Origin of the sequence: Actinomadura atramentaria DSM 43919 (assembly GCF_000381885.1) — a bacterium.
GTDB lineage: Bacteria > Actinomycetota > Actinomycetes > Streptosporangiales > Streptosporangiaceae > Spirillospora > Spirillospora atramentaria.
Map to the genome: position 1 here is coordinate 53,790 of NZ_KB907223.1, position 17,180 is coordinate 70,969.

11 protein-coding genes are annotated in these 17,180 nt (G+C 74.9%); 5 read left to right on the forward strand and 6 right to left on the reverse strand.

All coding sequences use genetic code 11. The features are described 5' to 3' along the window. Positions 1-17: 17 nt before the first annotated feature. The 3 genes from G339_RS0128215 to G339_RS0128225 all read left to right on the forward strand — a co-directional run bounded on the left by G339_RS0128215 (position 18) and on the right by G339_RS0128225 (position 6,783). The gene (locus G339_RS0128215) at positions 18-5,252 is read left to right on the forward strand and encodes an RICIN domain-containing protein (protein WP_019634419.1); all 5,235 of its coding nucleotides are present in this window, start codon (positions 18-20) and stop codon (positions 5,250-5,252) included. A gap of 71 nt (positions 5,253-5,323) precedes the next feature. After that, positions 5,324-5,911, forward strand: a complete 588-nt coding sequence (locus tag G339_RS0128220; protein WP_019634420.1) for a hypothetical protein — start codon at positions 5,324-5,326, stop codon at positions 5,909-5,911. Further along, positions 5,908-6,783, forward strand: a complete 876-nt coding sequence (locus G339_RS0128225; RefSeq protein WP_019634421.1) for an ATP-grasp domain-containing protein — start codon at positions 5,908-5,910, stop codon at positions 6,781-6,783. Before G339_RS0128220 ends, G339_RS0128225 begins: the two co-directional genes overlap by 4 nt. Here G339_RS0128225 and G339_RS0128230 read toward each other — a convergent pair. From G339_RS0128230 to G339_RS0128250, 5 genes are all read right to left on the reverse strand, one after another. Next, a complete protein-coding gene (locus G339_RS0128230) occupies positions 6,773-7,987 on the reverse strand; it encodes a glycosyltransferase (protein WP_019634422.1) in 1,215 nt (404 codons plus the stop codon). The genes G339_RS0128225 and G339_RS0128230 overlap by 11 nt on opposite strands. A 127-nt stretch (positions 7,988-8,114) precedes the next feature. After that, positions 8,115-9,533, reverse strand: coding sequence for an amino acid permease (locus G339_RS0128235; protein WP_019634423.1), 1,419 nt, complete (start codon positions 9,531-9,533; stop codon positions 8,115-8,117). Positions 9,534-9,596: 63 nt separating this feature from the next. Next, positions 9,597-11,354 carry an LVIVD repeat-containing protein gene (locus G339_RS0128240; protein ID WP_019634424.1) on the reverse strand — a complete coding sequence of 586 codons (1,758 nt, stop codon included), beginning with the start codon at positions 11,352-11,354 and terminating at the stop codon, positions 9,597-9,599. 60 nt (positions 11,355-11,414) lie between these two features. After that, complete coding sequence (kynU, locus tag G339_RS0128245; protein ID WP_019634425.1) at positions 11,415-12,650, reverse strand: kynureninase; 1,236 nt, start codon at positions 12,648-12,650, stop codon at positions 11,415-11,417. A 283-nt stretch (positions 12,651-12,933) separates the two neighbouring features. Then, positions 12,934-13,602 carry a TetR/AcrR family transcriptional regulator gene (locus G339_RS0128250; RefSeq protein ID WP_019634426.1) on the reverse strand — a complete coding sequence of 223 codons (669 nt, stop codon included), beginning with the start codon at positions 13,600-13,602 and terminating at the stop codon, positions 12,934-12,936. An 82-nt stretch (positions 13,603-13,684) separates the two neighbouring features. On the opposite strand from G339_RS0128250, the gene G339_RS0128255 reads away from it, so the two are divergent. Beyond that, the gene (locus tag G339_RS0128255; RefSeq protein WP_019634427.1) at positions 13,685-14,815 is read left to right on the forward strand and encodes a serine hydrolase domain-containing protein; all 1,131 of its coding nucleotides are present in this window, start codon (positions 13,685-13,687) and stop codon (positions 14,813-14,815) included. Positions 14,816-14,819: 4 nt separating this feature from the next. Here G339_RS0128255 and G339_RS0128260 read toward each other — a convergent pair whose 3' ends face one another. Next, positions 14,820-16,013: a family 1 glycosylhydrolase gene (locus G339_RS0128260; protein WP_019634428.1), complete on the reverse strand. Its 1,194-nt coding sequence runs from the start codon at positions 16,011-16,013 to the stop codon at positions 14,820-14,822. Positions 16,014-16,172: 159 nt separating this feature from the next. Here G339_RS0128260 and G339_RS35620 point away from each other — a divergent pair, with 159 nt between their 5' ends. After that, entirely contained in the window at positions 16,173-17,180 is a 1,008-nt protein-coding gene (locus G339_RS35620; RefSeq protein WP_019634429.1) for a substrate-binding domain-containing protein, read from the forward strand.

Genomic DNA, 17,180 nt, shown 5'->3' on the forward strand with positions numbered 1-17,180 from the left:
ACGCGGGAGGACCCGCCTTGAACACCACCGCCATCGCCCCCGACGCCGCGTCCTGGCTGCTCGTCCCGGTCGCCCTCGACGTCCTCGCGCTGCGCGCCGGACCGGGTGGGCCGCCGTTCGCCGACTGCGCGATGCGCGTCCCGGACCCGGCCGGACCGACCGTCCAGGAACTGTTCCCCGACCCGTTCGCCGCCCGGTCCGCGCCGCGCCCCGCCGGGGCGTACCTGCACTGGGGCGTCCCGGACGGGCTCACCCACGCCGAGCAGGCCCCGCCGACCGGCGGCGCGCCGGGCGGCGTGGACTTCCCCGCGCTGCCCGACCGGTGGCTGGTCGTCCGCGTGTCCGCCGGGCCGGGGCCGAGGCCGCGCGCCGTCCGCGCGTGGGTCCTGGACGCGACCGCCGGGGCGGCCGCGCCGCCGGTCGTCACACCGCTGCCGCAGTGGACCGCGCCCGACCCCGGCCCGGTGCCGGACAAGCCGCTGACGGCCCTCGGCCACGGCGACTTCGGCTGGGCCGCCTACTACGACAACGTCGAGGGCCGCCTCGGGTTCTACGACCCGCTCACCGACGCGCAGGGCCCCGTCGCTTACCTCGTCTGCGGCTGGTACGCGCACCGGGACCTCGACCCGCTGCGCCGCGCCCGCGCGACGACGTGGACGGCGGTCGCCGACTTCCTCACCGCGCACCGCTGGCGGCTGCCCGCCGGGCAGTACGACCCGCTCGCCGCGCCGCCGTCCGGCCTGCTGCTGCACGGCTCGGCCGTGTCGATCGGCTGGCCGGACGAGGGCTGGGCCGGGGACCTCGGCGGCGTCCTGTCCCAGGAGGCCGACCGCCGCCCCGACCCCGCCGACGTCCGGCTCGCGCTGGCCGAGTCGCTGGTGGACGCGCTGACCGCGCTGGCCGTCGAACCCGGCGAACCGGCCGCCGACGCCGCCGCGATCCAGGCGTTCCTCGCGCAGGCGGACGGCGAGAGCCTCGGCGACGGATCGGCCGACGGCGCGCCCCGGCTCGCCGCCGCCCTGCACGCGCTGCGCTTCGGGGCCGCGCCGGACGAGCCGAACGCCGACACGATCTGGGAGGCCGCCGACGCCCGCCCGGCCGTCACCGGGCTCGCCGCCGCCGCCGACCCGGTCGGCGCGGGCCGGTTCGTCGGCGTCGACCGCGCCCGCCCCCGCCGGTTCGAGCCGACCGACCCCGTCCTGGTCGTGCAGGGCGGCGGCCGCAGCTTCAAGCACGGCGGCGACGGCCGCCACGAGGACGACGGGATGCTGACCGTCCGCCTCGGCGGCATGGTCGTGCGCACGCTCGGCCCCGCCGCCGACGGGTCGGGCGGCCCGCCCGCCGACCGCCTCGCGGACGGCGTCCTGCGCCCCGGCGTCCCCGCCCCCTGCCAGGACCTGCTGGCCGAACTCGCCGCGCTCGACCCCGGCTCCGCGCCGCCGCCCGGCCCCGGCGAGCGCCCCCCGGCGCTCGCCCGCACCGACTGGTGGGCGACGTGGAACCCGGAGAACCCCCCGGCGGCGGACGGCGCCGCGCTGCCGTCCCCGGTCGCGGTGACTCCGCCGACCCGCCCGTGGAACCCGCTGCACGCCGACTGGGAGCTGCGCTACGAACCGCTCGCCGCGACCGGCTGGCGGCTGGGCGACACCGACCTGGAGGGCGCGCCGCGCCCCGCGCTGCCCGAACCGGCCCGCGTGTTCCGGGGCCGCGCGCCGCTCGCGGCCGGACCGGCGTCCGTCCTGTCGGGGGCGGCGCGGCGCGCCCGGCGGCGCGCGGACGCCGCCGGGCTCGCCGCGCCCGCCGCCGATCCCGGCGCGCTCGACCTGCTCGACCTGCTCGGCGGGCGGCTGGACGGGCTGACGAGCATGCTGCGCGGCGAGCCGCAGGGCCACCTCGTCGGCGACGGCGAGCGCCCGCCGCCCGCGTCGCCGCCCCCGCCGGTCCGCGCGGGCGACGTCACGCTGACCCGGCTGCGGCTCGTCGACACCTACGGCCAGACCGTCGAGTTCGGCACGGGCGGCGACCCGGCGAGCGTCGCGCCGCCGGACCGCCCGCCCGTCGCCGTCCCGCCCGGCTCGGGCCGCGCGGGCGTCCTCACCCTCGCGCCCCGCTTCACCGCGCCCGCGCGGGTGACGCTGCGGTACGTCGCGGCGGACGGCCGCACCGACCCGGTCACCGGCGCGCGCGTCGAGGCGGACGACACCGTGAGCCCCGTCGCGGGCTTCCTGATGCCCGACTACGTGGACGGCTCCGCCGAGTTCTTCGACGCGGCCGGGGCCGGGCTCGGCCGCCTCCGCGACACCGGCACCGGCGCGACGGGCTGGGAGGACGACCCGGCCCGCCCCGACCGGCCGGGCCGCCTCGGCGCGGACCCCGCCGAGGCGATCAACGACCCCGCGCTCGCGGACCTGGCCTCCGCCGTCGTCCGCGCCGACCGGGGCGCGGCGGGCGCCTACGAGCCGACCGCGCTGTCGTCGCTGCTCAAGGTCGCCGACACCACGTGGTGGACGATCGACTTCACCGGCCAGGCGGGCGACGAGCACCTGGCGCTGCTGCTCGGCCACCCGATCGCGGTGCTGCGCGCCGAACTGACCGTCGAGGTGGACGACCCGGCGGGCGGCCCCCGGCGGGACGTCCCGGTCGAGGTCCGGCTCGGCGCGCTGGACCGCTTCGAGGACGGCCTGGTCGGCTACCTCGTGGACGGCGACCCCGACACGCTGCACGTCGTGGACCCGGCCGTCGTGGACGCCGCCCGCGAGTCCGGGCACCCGCTCGCCGAGCGGTACGTCACCGGCGAGCCGCTGATCGTCCGGCCCGGCGTCCCGGTCGAGCTGACGCTGCTGGTCGCGCCCGACTGCCAGGTCCACGTGCGCACCGGCCTGCTGCCCGCCAAGGCGGTCGGCATGCGCCGGGCGTGGGTGGCCGAGCCGCTGGCCCGCATGACGCCGACGTTCCGGTACGGCCCGGTCCTGGTGGACCGGGAGAACCGGCGGCTGCCGCTGCCCGCCGACGTCCACGGCGCGTGGTCGTGGCTGCACCGCCCCGACCCGTACGCCTGGGCCGCCGACGAGGTGGCCGCGCTGCCGCCCGCCGCGGCGGACGGCGCGCAGCCCGCCCGGCCGCCGGTCGTGGAGGAGGGCTGGCTGCGGCTCGGCCTGGTGGACGCGAGCTGGGAGCAGTACGCCGTCCGGGTGGACGTCTCGGCCGTCAGCCAGGCGCCCCGGCAGCTCCTGACCGCGCCGGTCCGCCGCATCGGCGGCGTCACCGACGGACGCCCGTGGTCGCTGACCGCCGAGCACGTCGCGGAGCTGGTCCGCAGCGGCCGGTTCGAGTTCTGGATGCAGCCGACCGACGACGGCAACCCGGCCGGGCGGCCCGCGGGCGAGGCCCGGCGGATCAAGGTCGAGCCGAACCCGGACGGCGACCCGTTCCTCTACACGACGCTGCCGCTCGACTTCACCGACCCGCTCCTCACGCTGCCCGAGACCGACATCCCCGAGATCAAGATCTACGACCGGGCCAACACCGCGTCGTTCGACCCGAAGGACGCCTACCGGCGGTACTTCCTGTCCGTCCGCGGCGACGGCGACTGCCTCGACGTCACCGGCGGCGCGGCGGTCGTGGACGCGGGCGTCCCGATCATCACCTGGCCGCAGCACGGCGGGCCGAACCAGCAGTGGGCGTTCCGCTGGGTCGAGCACGCGAACTTCGCCGTCACGGCGTGGAACAGCGGCCTGCTGCTGACCGCCGACCCGGCGGGGCAGGAGGGCGCGCCGGTCGTCCAGGCCCCGGCGCCGGGCTCGTACCCCAACTCGAACCAGCTCTGGCAGCCCGTCTCGACGGGCGACGGGTACGTCGTCATGTACCTGCGGGGCGGCTACCGGTGCCTGACGGCGGTGGACGGGCCGAACGGCCCGTCCTGCACCGTCACCGAGTACAAGGGGCTGCCCGAGCAGCAGTGGAAGATCCGCGCGGTGGACGTGGACACCCCGCTGCTGGACGCGTCCCCGACGAGCGCGGACCTCCCGGCGAGCGCGTACACCGACCAGGCGTACCGCTTCAAGATCCGCTACCGGAACACCGGGAACACGATCTGGCGTCCGGAGGCGGGCCACGCCCTGGTGCCGTTCGGGGACTTCACGCGGCTGCGGATCTACCGGACCAGCGTCGAGCTGGCGAGCTGCGTCCCGGTGCCCGGCGTGATCCTGCCGGGGGAGGAGGCGGTCTTCGACCTCGTCGCGCAGGCCCCGCACGCCCCGGCGACGCTGACCGGCGGGTTCCGGATGGCGACCGTGACGTCCACGGGCGGCGTCCCCGGCCCGATCACCGCGACGTGGGGCCAGCCGACCGCGACCCGGACCGTCGCGGTCGCGCAGGTCGGCCCGGCGCAGCTCTCCGCGCGGCTCGAACTGGGAGTGCTCCCGCCGCTCGTCTCCGGCGGCTCGCCCTCGCTTCCGGTGTACGCCACCAACACCGGGACCGTCCCGTGGCTCGACCTGTTCGGCCACCGCCTGGTCGCCGCCCCGCCGGACGGCGTCGACTGGTTCCACACCTACCGCGGCGACGTGGGGACCGTCGAACCGGGCCAGACCGTCGAGGTCCTGCTGGCGACGAACCTGGACGACGTCGGCGTCCTGCCGCTCTACCTGCGCATGACGCAGCGCGACGTCGGATACTTCGGCCCGCTCCGCACGTGGAGCCTGACCGTCTGCGGCATGACGACCGTGACGCGGACGGACGGGACCGCGCTTCCCGCCGTGATCGAGCACGGCGTCCGGCCGGTGCTGCGCGCCGTCCTCAACGTCCCCGCGCCCCAGGCGTTCCCCGTGTACCTGATCATCGACAACGTGAACGTGGGGACGTACAACGTCCAGCGCAACAGCCTCTACAGCGATGGCATGACGCTGCCGCTGCTGACGGTCGGCATCCACACGATCTGGGTCGTGGCCGGGATGCGGGAGTGGAAGGCGACGCTGCGCGTCGAGCTCCCGAAGGGCGAGGAGAAGCCGAAGATCGAGAAGCTGGGCCGCGAGAAGCTGCTCCCCAAGGAGAAGGACATGGAGAACGTCCGCGGGGGGAGTCCGGACGAGCTCGGGCCCGACGACGGCGGCGCGGGCGCGACGCCGTGGATCAGCGGGCACGACCGGCCCGACGTCGGCTCGCACGTCTACGCGGACGACACGGACGACACGGACGACACGGACGACACGGACGACACGGACGGCGCGGACGAGGGCGGTGACGGGCGCTGATCGTCCTGCTCACCGGGCACGGCCACCGGCCGTCCCGGCCGCTGCTCGCGGCGCTGTCCCCGGCCCGGCTGGTGTCGGCGCGGACCCTGGCCGGGCCGGGGACGCGCTGCGATCCCGCCCGCCCCGCCGACGCCGTCCTGGCGACCCGCGCCGGGCCGCTGCGCGCCGGGGCGGCGGACGTCGCGGCGTGCCTCCCGGCCGTCACGCCGTGGGACCTGCCGCACATCGCCCGCGCCGAGCGGGCGTTCGTCGCGGCCGAGCTGACCGCGCTGCTCGCCCTCTGGCTGGAGGGTGCGCGGCGGGTCGTGAACCGGCCCGCCGGGGGAGTGCTGTGCGGGCGCGGGCTGGAGGCCGACGACGTCCGGTGGGCCGCGCGGGCCGCCGGGCTCCCGGTGCTGGACCGGCCCGCCCGCGACGCGGTCCGGCTCACGCTCGTCGGGGACCGGCTGCTGCCCGCCGGCACCGGTGCCACCGCCGACGCGGGGGCGGGCGAGCTGGTCCGCGCGCTCGCCGCCGCGCTCGGCGCCGAGGTGCTGTGCGCCCGCGTCGCGTGCGGCTCCGGCGGCTGGGCGGTGTCGGCCGTCGAGCCGTGGTGGCGGGCCGCCGACCGGGCGACCGCCGAGGCCGTCGCGGCGCTCCTGGCGAGAGGGACGCGATGATCCTGCTGTGGGGCCACCCGGCCGACCGGCCCTTCGCCCGGATGGTCCGCACGCTGCGCGAACGCGGCGCGCCGCTCGCCGTCCTGGACCAGCGCCGCCACGTCGCCGTCGTCGGGACGCGCGTCCGCACGGGCGACGGCGTCCGCCTCGATCTGGCCGACGTGACCGCCGCCTACCTGCGGCCCTACGACGCCGCGCGGATGGCCGCCGTCACCCGCTCGGCGGCGCGCACCGCGCTGACCCGGCGGGCCGCGCGCGCCGAGTCGGCGCTGACCGCCTGGGCCGACCACGCGCCCGCGCGCGTCGTCAACCGCCCGTCCGCGTCGGCGAGCAACGGCGCGAAGGCGTACCAGGGCCGGCTGATCGAGGCGGCGGGCCTCGCGGTCCCGCCGAGCCTCGTCACCGGCGACGCCGACGCGCTCGCCGCCTTCACCGCCCGGCACGGGACCGTCGTGGTGAAGCCGGGCAGCGGCGTGCGGGCGCGGGTCGCGCTCGTCGACCCCGGCGACCGCGACCGGCTCGCCCGCCTCGCCGCGTGCCCGACGTACTTCCAGCGGTACGTGCCGGGCGACGACGTGCGCGTCCACGTCGTCGGCGACCGCGTCTTCGCCGTCCGCGTGGAGTCGGAGGCGGTGGACTACCGCACCCCCGGCGCGGACCCCCGCCAGCGCCGCGTGGACCTGCCCGCCGACCTCGCCGCCCGCTGCGTCGCGCTGACCCGCGGCCTCGGCCTGCACGTCGCCGGGATCGACCTGCGCGTCACGCCGGACGGCGAGTGGTTCTGCTTCGAGGCCAACCCCGCGCCCGCGTTCACCTACTACGCGGACGCCGACGACGTGGCCGCCGCCGTCGCGGACCTGCTCACCCGTTGAACCCGTCGAGCAGCAGCCGCGCGGCGACGGTCGCGCCGTCCGTGCGGATCGTCCCCGCGACCTCCCGCGCCCGCGCGGCGGTCCCGGGGGCCAGGGCCGTCGTGAGCGCGGCCGACAGCGACGCGAACGTCGGGACCGGGCCGTCGTGCCCCGCGCCGATCCCGAGTTCCGCGACGCGCGCCGCCGCGTACGGCTGGTCCGCGATCTGCGGGACCACCACCTGCGGCGCGCCCGCCCGCGCGGCCGCCGCCGTCGTGCCCGCGCCGCCGTGGTGCAGGACGGCCGCCACCCGGCCGAACAGCGCCCGGTGGCTCACCTCGCCGACGACGTGGCAGTCGTCGCCGTCGTCGGTCGCGGCGAGGCCCGCCCAGCCGCGCGCGAGCAGGACGCGGCGGCCCTGCGCGCGGATCGCCGCGACGGCGGTCGGCGCGACGTCCGGCGAGAGGTAGGACGCCATGCTGCCGAACCCCACGTAGACCGGTGGCTCGCCCGCCGCCAGGAAGTCCTCCAGGTCGTCCGGGAGCGGACGCGGGTCCGGCCGGAACCACGCCCCGGTCTGCACCAGGTCCAGTTCGCAGTCGTCCTTCCACGGGGCCAGGACGGGGTCGGCCGCCAGCAGCACCCGGCCCGCGAAGACGTGCGCGCGGACGTCGTCCACCGGCGGCAGGCCCCGCGCCGCCCGATGCTCGTCGAGCGCCGGGCCGTACAGCGCGGTCACCCGCTGCGCGTCCTCCCGCCACAGCACCTTCAGGTCGGTCTCGGCCGGGTCGGACGCCCTCCCCGGCCGCCGCCCCGGCGGGAAGCGCCGCGACGGCAGCCCGAACGTGTGGAAGCACGCCATCGTGTAGGGGATGCCGTGCAGCTCGGCGACGTCCCGCGCCCCGGCGGGCATCAGGCCCGTCGCCAGCAGCGCGTCGCAGTCCCCGGCCGCCGCGCCGAGCGTCTCGAACCGGGCGGCGACCAGGTCGGCCGCGAGCCGGAACGCGTCCTGCGCGGTCGGCGGCCGGTCGCGGGCGACGATCGAGCGGACCGCGGGGCCGAGCGGCACCAGCGGAACGCCGGCGCCGCTCAGCAGCTCCGCGAAATCGTCGTCCGGCGGCGCGCAGACCCGCGCCTCCGCGCCCAGTCCGCGCAACGCCGCCGCCAGTCCGACCAGCGGTTCGACGTCCCCGCGCGACCCCCAGGTCGTGAGCAGAATTCGCATGCGGAGAATCCCCCGTCCCCTCGACTCCATTTCCGGTCGGCAATGATGAGGGACGACCCGGGTCTTGCCGCAAGCCCCCCGGTGCGCTATATGTTGGTAGTGGCAAGGAGTCTCCTCCTTGCCATCGCTATTTCCGGCGCAGGGCCGTCAGCGCGTAGCAGCCAAGCAGGACGACGGTGAACGCCAGCCCGATTCCCGCGGCCCGCCGCATGTCCGGCACCTTGACCGCCGTCGCCGCGACCGCGACGACCCCGGCACTCGCGACGGCCGCCAGCCCGCTGCCGCCCGGAACGCTGAATCCGGTGAATTCCCCGGGATTCGCGTTCCGGTGCCGCCGGAAAGCGACGTAGGCGGCGAGAATCAGCAGCCACACCAGCAGGACCGCGAACAGCGCGATGGACATGAAGATCGAGAAAAGGCCGCCCACGTCGTAGAAGGCGAGCAGTGCGGCCGCCGCGATCCCCGCGCTGGACGACGCCAGCGCCACGGCGGGCACGCCCCGGCCGCTGAGCCGCGCCGTCGCCCGGGGCGCCAGCCCGTCGTCGCCGAGCGAGTGCAGCAGCCGGGACGCGCCGTACAGGTGGGCGTTCGCGGCGGACATCGCGGCGATGAGCACGACCGCGTTGGTGACGGTCGCGGCGGCGGGCACGCCGACGTCGGAGAAGACCCGGACGAACGGGCTCGCCTCCACGCTCCCGTCGCCCGCCGCCAGGTTCCGCCACGGGATCAGCGCCGTCACCAGGACGATCGACAGGACGTAGAAGAACGCCAGCCGCCACGCGAGCTGCCGCATCGCCGTCCGGATCGTCCGCTGCGGGTCGGCGGCCTCGGCCGACGCGATGGCCACGACCTCGAACCCCGCGTACGCGAACATCACCACCGACATCGCGATCCAGATCGAGCTGGCGCCGTGCGGCAGGAACCCGCCGTCGTCGGTGAGGTGCGCGAACCCGGTCGCCTCGGTGTCGGGCAGCCCGAAGAAGACCAGCAGCGCGGCGCACAGGACGAACGCGCACAGCGCCACGACCTTGATCGTGGACAGCCAGAACTCGGCGGTGCCGAACGACTTCACGCTGATGACGTTGATCGCCAGGACGACCGCCGCGACCGCCAGGATCGCCGCCGACATCGGCACGCCCGGCCACCACCAGCGGATGTAGAGCGCCGACGCGACGACCTCCGTGCCGATGACCACGACGGCGCTGAACCAGTACAGCCAGCGGCTCAGGAACCCGGCCCACGGCCCGAGGTACCGCTGCGCGACCGCGCCGAACGAGCCCTGGACGGGGTGCGCGGCGGACATCTCGCCGAGCAGCACGGCGATGACGCCGACCAGCACGGCCCCGACCGCGTACGAGACGATCACGGCGGGCCCGGCGGCGCCGATGGCCGACCCGGAGCCGAGGAACAGGCCGGTGCCGAGCGCGGAGCCCAGCCCGATCATGGTGGTCTGGCGGTGGGTGAGGGCGCGGACGAGCTTTTCGCCGTCCCGCGCCGGTGTCCTTGTTTCGGTCGGCGGCGGCGCGGACTTTTCCGAGGAAGCCATAACTGTCCTTCTGAGCGGGGGGGGGTGGGTCGGGGGCGGCTCACGCCGCCCCCGCGGGTCGTCTCAGAACTCGCTGTTGCGGAACGGCTTGGCGGGCCGGTTCAGGTCCGGCTTCCCCAGCACCTTGCGCGAGGACAGCGCGTAGATGCCGTGATTGGTCATCGCCCAGGCGATGTTGCGGTCCCATTCCACGTAGATGCCGTGGGTCTGGTTGCCGTAGGCGTAGTCGGGGGTGTCGGCGGCGTACGCCTTCGGGACGAAGTACGCGGTGATCTCCGGCTTCGCGGGGTTGGAGACGTCGAAGAACTGCACGCCCGCGTTGTAGAAGCCGTAGCCGAGAACGCCCGGCGTGTGCCGGCCGGGATTGGTGTAGTAGCCGGTGCGCTTCGGCCCGAAACTGCCGCGCCGCTGGCAGTAGTCCGTGAATCCGGCGGACCGGGGCGGCGTCGGGCGGGGGAGCGCCCCGACGACGCGGGGATTCTTCGGGTCCTTGACGTCGATCTGGTAGACGTCCTTGTACGGCTCGTAGCAGTCCTCGGTGAGCGGGTAACCGGAGAAGTAGATCATCCCGGTCTTCTCGTACTGGGAGACGTCGATGTTGTCGCCCTCGGTGCCCGACACCGACGCGGGCAGGTCCAGGTGGCTCACCGTCCGCATGTGCGCCGGGTCGGAGACGTCCAGCACGGTCAGCCCGTAGCCGCCCATCGCGGCGAACGCGTACCGGCCGCCCCGCTCCACGGGCTTCGGCAGGAACAGCGGCATCCGCGCGCCCATCCAGCTCGTGTGGTTGCCGCAGCGCGGGTTCTTGGCGTACGCCGCGTCCTCACCGGTGCGCTGGCCGGGCAGGTGCCAGGTGTCGAGCAGCTTCGGGTGGGCGGGATCGGCCATGTCCCAGGACTGGTAGCCCGCCGAGTACAGGTTGGTCGGGTACTCGCTGCCGGAGTAGGTGTCGTCGGGGGCCGTGGCGATGAACATGTACCGCTCGCCCGTCCAGTACGGCACGTCGAGCGAGCCGGAGCCCTGCTGCGCCTTGGACGTGTCGCTGTGCAGCGGGTCGCGCTGCGTGGAATCGGTGGAGACGGTCGCGAGGAGTTTCCAGTCCTTCTTGCGCGGGCCGTCGAGGCGGTAGACCTTGAAGCCCTTCAGGCCCGGCTTGCTCCGCACCTTCTTCACGCCGTCGGGGTTGTGGTACTTGTCCTTCGCCGGGTCGTCCAGCAGGTCGTCGATCTGGCGCTTGCTCTCGAAGCTCTGGACCATGACGTAGGCGTTCAGCCGCTTGTTCCACTGGATCGTGGACGCGCCCCAGTAGTCGTTCGCCGCCCAGTCGCGGTTCGGCTTCGTCTCGTCGCCGTCCACGTCCCCGCGGCTCAGCTTCTCGACGACCTTCACCTTCTTCACGTCGGTGACGTCGTAGACGCGGCCCTCCGAGCGGTCGTACTGGAAAAGGTAGCGGCGGCCGTCGAAATCGACGATGTTCTGCCAGGTGTGCCAGTAGTCGGGGGTGAAGTCGGCGCCCTCGTAGGCGGCCTCGACCTTCATGTTCCTGATGTACGAGCGGGTGTCGTAATTCTTGTTGCGGCCGGGGAAGGGATGCCCGTTCTCCTCGTCGACCGGCGTGAGGGAGGGGTGCCGGAAAGTGCCGTCCAACTGCATTCCGTACGAGCCGGGATCGGCCGGTTCGGGGCGGCGGTCGGCGCAGACGTCGGGGATGTTCGGATCGGGGGCCGGACCGGCGCCGGCCGTGCCGGTCCCGATCAGCGCGGTGGCCGTGACGGCGGCGGCCGCGGCGGCCAGGGCGGTGTTCCTTCGGGCATGTCGCATCTGACGGTCCTTTCGGGGGGATGGGCGTCGAGAAGCGCGTGCGGGCCCGGGCCCGCGCGTTCAGGTGACCGTCGGGCGCTGCTGGAACTCCGGGGCGCGGTGCGCGCCCGTCGTCGCGATGTCGTGCAGCTCCCGCACGGCGTGCAGGACGTCGGCGTGCGTGACGTAGAGGGCGTTGAACCCGAACCGGAGCAGGTCGGGGGCGCGCATGTCGCCGATCACGCCGCGCGCGGTCAGCGCGGCGACCAGCGGATACGCCTCGGGGTGGCGGAGCGAGACCTGGCTGCCGCGCCGGGCGGGGTCGCGCGGCGTGACGGCGGTGAAGCCGAGGCCGTCCAGCAGCGCGTCGGCGCATTCCTGGAAGAAGCCGGTCAGGGACGTGCCCTTGGCGCGGACGTCCGCCATCTCCACGCCGTCGTACGCCGTCAGCGCGGCCTCCAGCGCGAGCAGCGACAGCAGCGGCGGCGTGCCGATCCGGGCGCGGGCGACGCCCGGCGCGGGGGCGTACGCGCCGGACATCGCGAACGGCTCCGCGTGCCCGTGCCAGCCGGTGACCGGGTGGTCGAAGTCGGCTTGGTGGCGCTGCGCGACGTACGCGAACGCCGGTGCGCCGGGGCCGCCGGACAGGTACTTGTAGCCGCAGCCGACCGCGAAGTCCGCGCCGATCGCGTCGAGCCCGACCGGCAGCGCGCCCGCCGCGTGGCACAGGTCCCAGTGGGCGAGCGCCCCGGCGCCGTGCGCGGCGGCGGTGAGCGCGGCCATGTCGTACAGCTCGCCGGTGCGGTAGTCCACCGGGGCGTACGCGGCGACCGCGACGTCCGCGCCGTACGCGGCCAGCGCCGCTGCGGCGTCCCGCGCGGGCACCCGGCGGACCTCCAGCCCGAGCAGCCGCCCCACCGAGTCCGCGATGTACTGGTCCGTGGGGAAGTGGTCGGGGTCGGTCAGCAGCAGGCGGCGGCCGGGCCGCAGCCGCGCCGCCGCGACCAGCGTGTTGAACAACTGGACGCTGGTGGAGTCCCCGACGACGACCTGGCCGGGGGCCGCGCCGAGCAGCCGCCCGAGCGCGTCGCCGACGCGGATCGGCGCGTCCCACCAGCCGTTGCCGTTCCAGGAGCGGATCAGGTCGACGCCCCACTGTCGCCGCACCGCGTCCTCGACGGCGGCGGGCACGGCGGCGGGCAGCGCGCCGAGCGAGTTCCCGTCGAGGTAGACGACCCCTTCGGGGAGCAGGAAGCGGTCGCGGACGTGGGCGAGGGCGTCGGCGGCGTCGAGTTCGGCGGCGCGTTCGGTCAGCATGGGATCTCTCCGTCATCGGGTTTTCGGGATAACGCGGTGGATCATCGGCGCCGCCATCCGGGAGCGTGCCGGTATCATGCACTCGCCGAAATTCGCGGAACCAATGCCAATTGCCGGTCTTGTTATACCAATCCGGGTATCCCGCGCGTGACCTGCCGCGACGCACGGGAGATTCGCTTTTTCGAGTCCGGACATGCGACGGCGGCGGGCCGAGGAATTCTCGACCCGCCGCCTGGTGGGGTGTCGGTGCCGCTGATCCGCCGGGTGCGCGGCGGACGGGCGCTCACTCGTCCGCCGCGCGCTCGCTCTCGGGAACGGCGAAGCGGTCGTGGAGCTGTTCGGTGTATTTGCGCATGACGGCGAGGTAATCGACGTTGTCGGGGTCCATCAGCCACTGGATCTCCAGGCCCATCATCATCGAGATGACCTCGTAGCTGATCTGCTCCGCGTCGGCGTCCGGGCGGACGCGCCCGGCCGCCTTGTCCGTGGTGACCGCCGTGACGATGCGCTGCCGGGCGCGGTCGTAGCGGTTCACGAAGAACTCGTGCAGGCTGTCGTCCGGATCGAGGCTTTCTGCCGCCAGGACGATGTAGAGCCGGGTGAAGAGCGCGTTCTCCTTGATGAGCTTCGCGGCGTCGTACAGCTCGCCGAGGCTCACCATCTCGTCCGGAATCCGGTAGAACCACCGCTCGCGCCGCTCGCGTTCCTCGACCGCCTCGCTGAGCAGCCGCGCCTTGCTGCCGAAGTAGTAGATCAGGTGCGAGTGCTTGATCCCGAGCCCTTCGGCCAGCTCGGTGAGCCGCAGGCCGCGCTGGCCCTTGCGGGCCAGGGCCTCGATGGCGGCGTCCAGGATGGCCTGGCGGCGGGCCTCGCCGCGCGGCTGGCGCTTCGCGCCGTCCGCCGGGGCGCGCTTGCGCGGCGCGCGCGGCTCGTCAGTCGGGCTGTCCGCCAATGCGAGGTCCTTCCCTGGAGGGGATGCGGTGCCGGTCCACGATAGAGGAGGAATTTCTTTACAGGACTGTATAATATCGGCCATGACCGCTCCAGACGTCCGGGGCCGCGTCGCGCCCGGCTACGAGGCCGTGCGCGACGCCTTCGCGGCGCTCGCCGCCGCGGACCCGACGTACTGCGCCCAGTTCACCGCGTACCGGGGCGCGACGCCCGTCGTCGACCTGGCCTGCGGCCCGTGGGACGACGACGCGCTGCTGCCCGTCTTCTCCTGCGGAAAGGGCGCGATCGGCGTGACCGTCGCGCTGCTGGTCGGGCGCGGACTGCTCGACCTCGACGCGCGCGTGGCGGACTACTGGCCCGAATTCGCCGCCGCCGGGAAACAGGACGTCACCGTCCGCCGGCTCCTGTCCCACCAGGCCGGACTCCCGACCGTGGACGGCGGCTACGGCGCCGCCGAACTCCTCGGCCACGACGGACTCGCCCGGCGGCTGGCCGCGCAGCGCCCGCTCTGGCACCCCGGCGCGGCGTTCGCGTACCACGGCGTGACGATCGGGACGCTCGCGGACGAACTCGTCCGCCGCGTCACCGGACGCCCCCTCGCGCAGGTCTTCCGCGACGACGTCGCCGCGCCGCGCGGCATCGACGTCCACCTCGGCGTCCCGCCCGAACTGGACCACCGCGTCGTCCCCGTGGACCTGCCGACCGTCGAGGAGATCACGGCGAACGCCGACGCGATCCGGCCCGCCGAACCCGACACGCTGGACGCCTTCATCGCCCCGCGCGACTGCGGCCCGGTCTGGGACTGGGTCAACGCCGAGGAACCCCGCCGCGTCGGCCCCGCCGCCCTCGCCGGGCTCGCGACCGCGCACGGCCTCGCCCGGATGTACGCGGCGCTGCGCCACGACGTCGGCGCGGAGCCGATCGCCGGGGCCGACGCCGTGGCGCAGGTCGCGCAACTCCAGGTCCAGGGCGACGACCTGCTCTCCGGCCTGCCGTTCCGCTACGGGATCGTGTTCCAGCGGCCCGTCGCGCCCCGGCTCGCCTACGGCAGCGCGTGGGCGTTCGGGCACGACGGGCTGGGCGGCTCGGCGGGCGTCTGCGACCCGTTCCACGATCTGGCGTTCGGCTACACGGTCAAGCGGATCGCGCTGCCGCCGCGCTGCGACGCCCGCGCCCTGGAGCTGATGCGGGCCGTCCGCGCGGCGGCGGGCTGAGCGGTCAGCCGAGCGCTTCGCGGCGGAGGACGGCCGCGCTCGGCCGGACGTTCCGGTCCCGGTCGATGAGGCCGAACGACACGTCGTGGCCGCGCAGCCATTCGTAGTTGTCCACGCCCGTCCAGTGGAAGAAGCCCCGGACGTCCGCGCCGTCCGCGATGGCGGCCCGGACGACGGCGAGTCCGTCGCGCAGGTACGCGGCGCGCAGCCCGTCGTCGGCCGTGCCGACGCCGTACTCCGCGACGAGCAGCGGCGTGCCGGGCAGTTCGCGGCGCAGCTCGTCCAGGACGAGCCGCAGGCCGTCCGCCGAGACCCGGTACCCCATGTCCGAGCGCGGCGCGCCGGACGGGTACCCGACGGGCGCGCCGTCGCGCACGCCCACCGTCCGGTAGTACGAGAACCCGATCATGTCGAAGACGCCCGCGAGGTCGGGGGCCTCGATCGGCGGCCGGTCCCGGACGCGCAGCACGCCGTCGCGGACGAGGCCGAGCCAGGACGCCCAGTGGTCGGCCCGGTGCTCGGCGATCCGCGCGGCCGTCGCGGCGGAGTCGTCCAGCGCGACCGCCGTCGAGAGCCCGTAGATCGACGCGACGGGCCGGCCGGTGGCGCGCAGCCGCCGCGCCGCCTCGGCGGTGGCGAGGTGGATGCCCTCGCTGACGCGGCCGAACTCGTCGGGGTCGTCGCGGCCGGGCGGGAACGGGCCGCCGCCGTAGGCGATCCACGGGTAGTAGTTGGGTTCGTTGACGGGCTGCCAGCCGCCGACGAGGTCGCCGAACGCGTCCGCGACGAACTCGACGTGGTCGGGCCAGCGCCGCCGCCACGTCCGCTCGTCGGCGAACCCGCCGTCGTCCGCGAACCACGCGGGCAGCGTGAAGTGCAGCAGGCACAGCCACGGCGTGATCCCGGCGTCGGCGGCGGCGCGCAGGACGTCCCGGTAGCGCGCGACCTCGGCGCGGTCGCGGCGGCCCGGCTCCGGTTCCAGCCGCGCCCAGTCGACCGACATCCGGTGGTGGCGCAGCCCGAGCCCGGCGTAGAGCGCGAAGTCCGCCGCGTACGAGCGGGCGAACCCGTTGCCGTCACCGGACGCGGGGGCGCGGCCGAGCCGTTCCCACGCGTGCCAGTCGGAGGCCGGCGCGGCCCCCTCCGCCTGAGTCGCCGACGCTCCCGTGCCCCATATGAACCCCTCTGGCCATCGCATGGCAGGGACGATCGCACGGCCCAGAAAAATTTTCAAGACTGACAAGAATCTATTGACACCGCTCCGGCGCGCGCCGATAGTCGTTCGTTACACGCCCCGGTGAGCTGCGTCACAGGGGGCGGACCGGGCCGAACGCCGGTCCCGGGAAGGGAGCGCAACGTGAAGCACTCGAACCTGCGCACCGGGGTGCGCACCGCCGCGGCGATCACCGCCGTCGCGGCGCTCGCGACCGCGTGCGGGTCGTCGGGCGGCGCGGCCGCGGGCGGCCCCCGGCTCAAGATCGTCTACGTGCGGGACGTGCCGCAGCCCGCGCCCTTCGACGCCCCGATCGTCAAGGGCTACCAGGCCGCCGGGAAGGCCCTCGGCGACGACGTCGTCTTCCAGGGCGCGCCCGCCAACACCAAGGCGAGCGACCCGGCCCAGGAGAAGCGGCTCCTGCAGAACGCGGTCGCGGAGAAGCCGGACTGCATGATCGTCACCTTCGACACCCCGTCCGCCCAGGGACCGGAGGTCGAGAAGGCGATCGGCGCCGGGATTCCCGTCGTGTTCGCCAACGCGGGCTACCAGGAGGCCGAGAAGTACGGCGCGCTGACGTACATCGGCTCGGACGAGACCGCGCAGGGCCGGACGGGCGGACAGGAACTCGCCCGCCGCGGCGTCAAGCACCCGCTGGTCGTGACGCTCGCGCCCGGCTCGCTGCCGCTCACCGACCAGCGCAACGACGGGTTCAAGCAGGGCTTCAGCGGCAAGACCGACTGGCTCTACATGTCGCTGCGGGAGGCGTCCGGCACGACCGCGTCCATCGCTGGAACGATCGAAGCGAAGCTGGCGCGCGATCCGTCGATCGACGCGGTGTTCACCACCGGCGTCGTCTTCGCGCCCGCCGTCCTCGCCGCGCGCGACGCCACCGGTGCCCGCGCGGACAAACTCACCTGGGCGACGATCGACACCAGCGCGCAGATCCTCGGCGCGGTCAAGGACGGGAAGCTCGCCTTCGCCCTCGACCAGCAGCAGTACCTCCAGGGCTACTGGGCCGCGCTCGTCTGCCACCAGTACGTCCGGTACGGGCTCAAGCCCGCCGACCCCGTCATGGCGACCGGCCCGTTCCTGGTGACCCGCGACAACATCGCCGGATACCAGAAGGCCGCCGCGGAAGGGATTCACTGA

What these genes read in the sequence shown, in the direction of transcription:
- kynU (WP_019634425.1), bottom strand. Translation starts at nt 12,650, where the DNA reads ATGCTGACCGAACGCGCCGCCGAACTCGACGCCGCCGACGCCCTCGCC.
- G339_RS0128235 (WP_019634423.1), bottom strand. Translation starts at nt 9,533, where the DNA reads ATGGCTTCCTCGGAAAAGTCCGCGCCGCCGCCGACCGAAACAAGGACA.
- G339_RS0128225 (WP_019634421.1), top strand. Translation starts at nt 5,908, where the DNA reads ATGATCCTGCTGTGGGGCCACCCGGCCGACCGGCCCTTCGCCCGGATG.
- G339_RS0128240 (WP_019634424.1), bottom strand. Translation starts at nt 11,354, where the DNA reads ATGCGACATGCCCGAAGGAACACCGCCCTGGCCGCCGCGGCCGCCGCC.
- G339_RS0128230 (WP_019634422.1), bottom strand. Translation starts at nt 7,987, where the DNA reads ATGCGAATTCTGCTCACGACCTGGGGGTCGCGCGGGGACGTCGAACCG.
- G339_RS0128260 (WP_019634428.1), bottom strand. Translation starts at nt 16,013, where the DNA reads ATGCGATGGCCAGAGGGGTTCATATGGGGCACGGGAGCGTCGGCGACT.
- G339_RS0128255 (WP_019634427.1), top strand. Translation starts at nt 13,685, where the DNA reads ATGACCGCTCCAGACGTCCGGGGCCGCGTCGCGCCCGGCTACGAGGCC.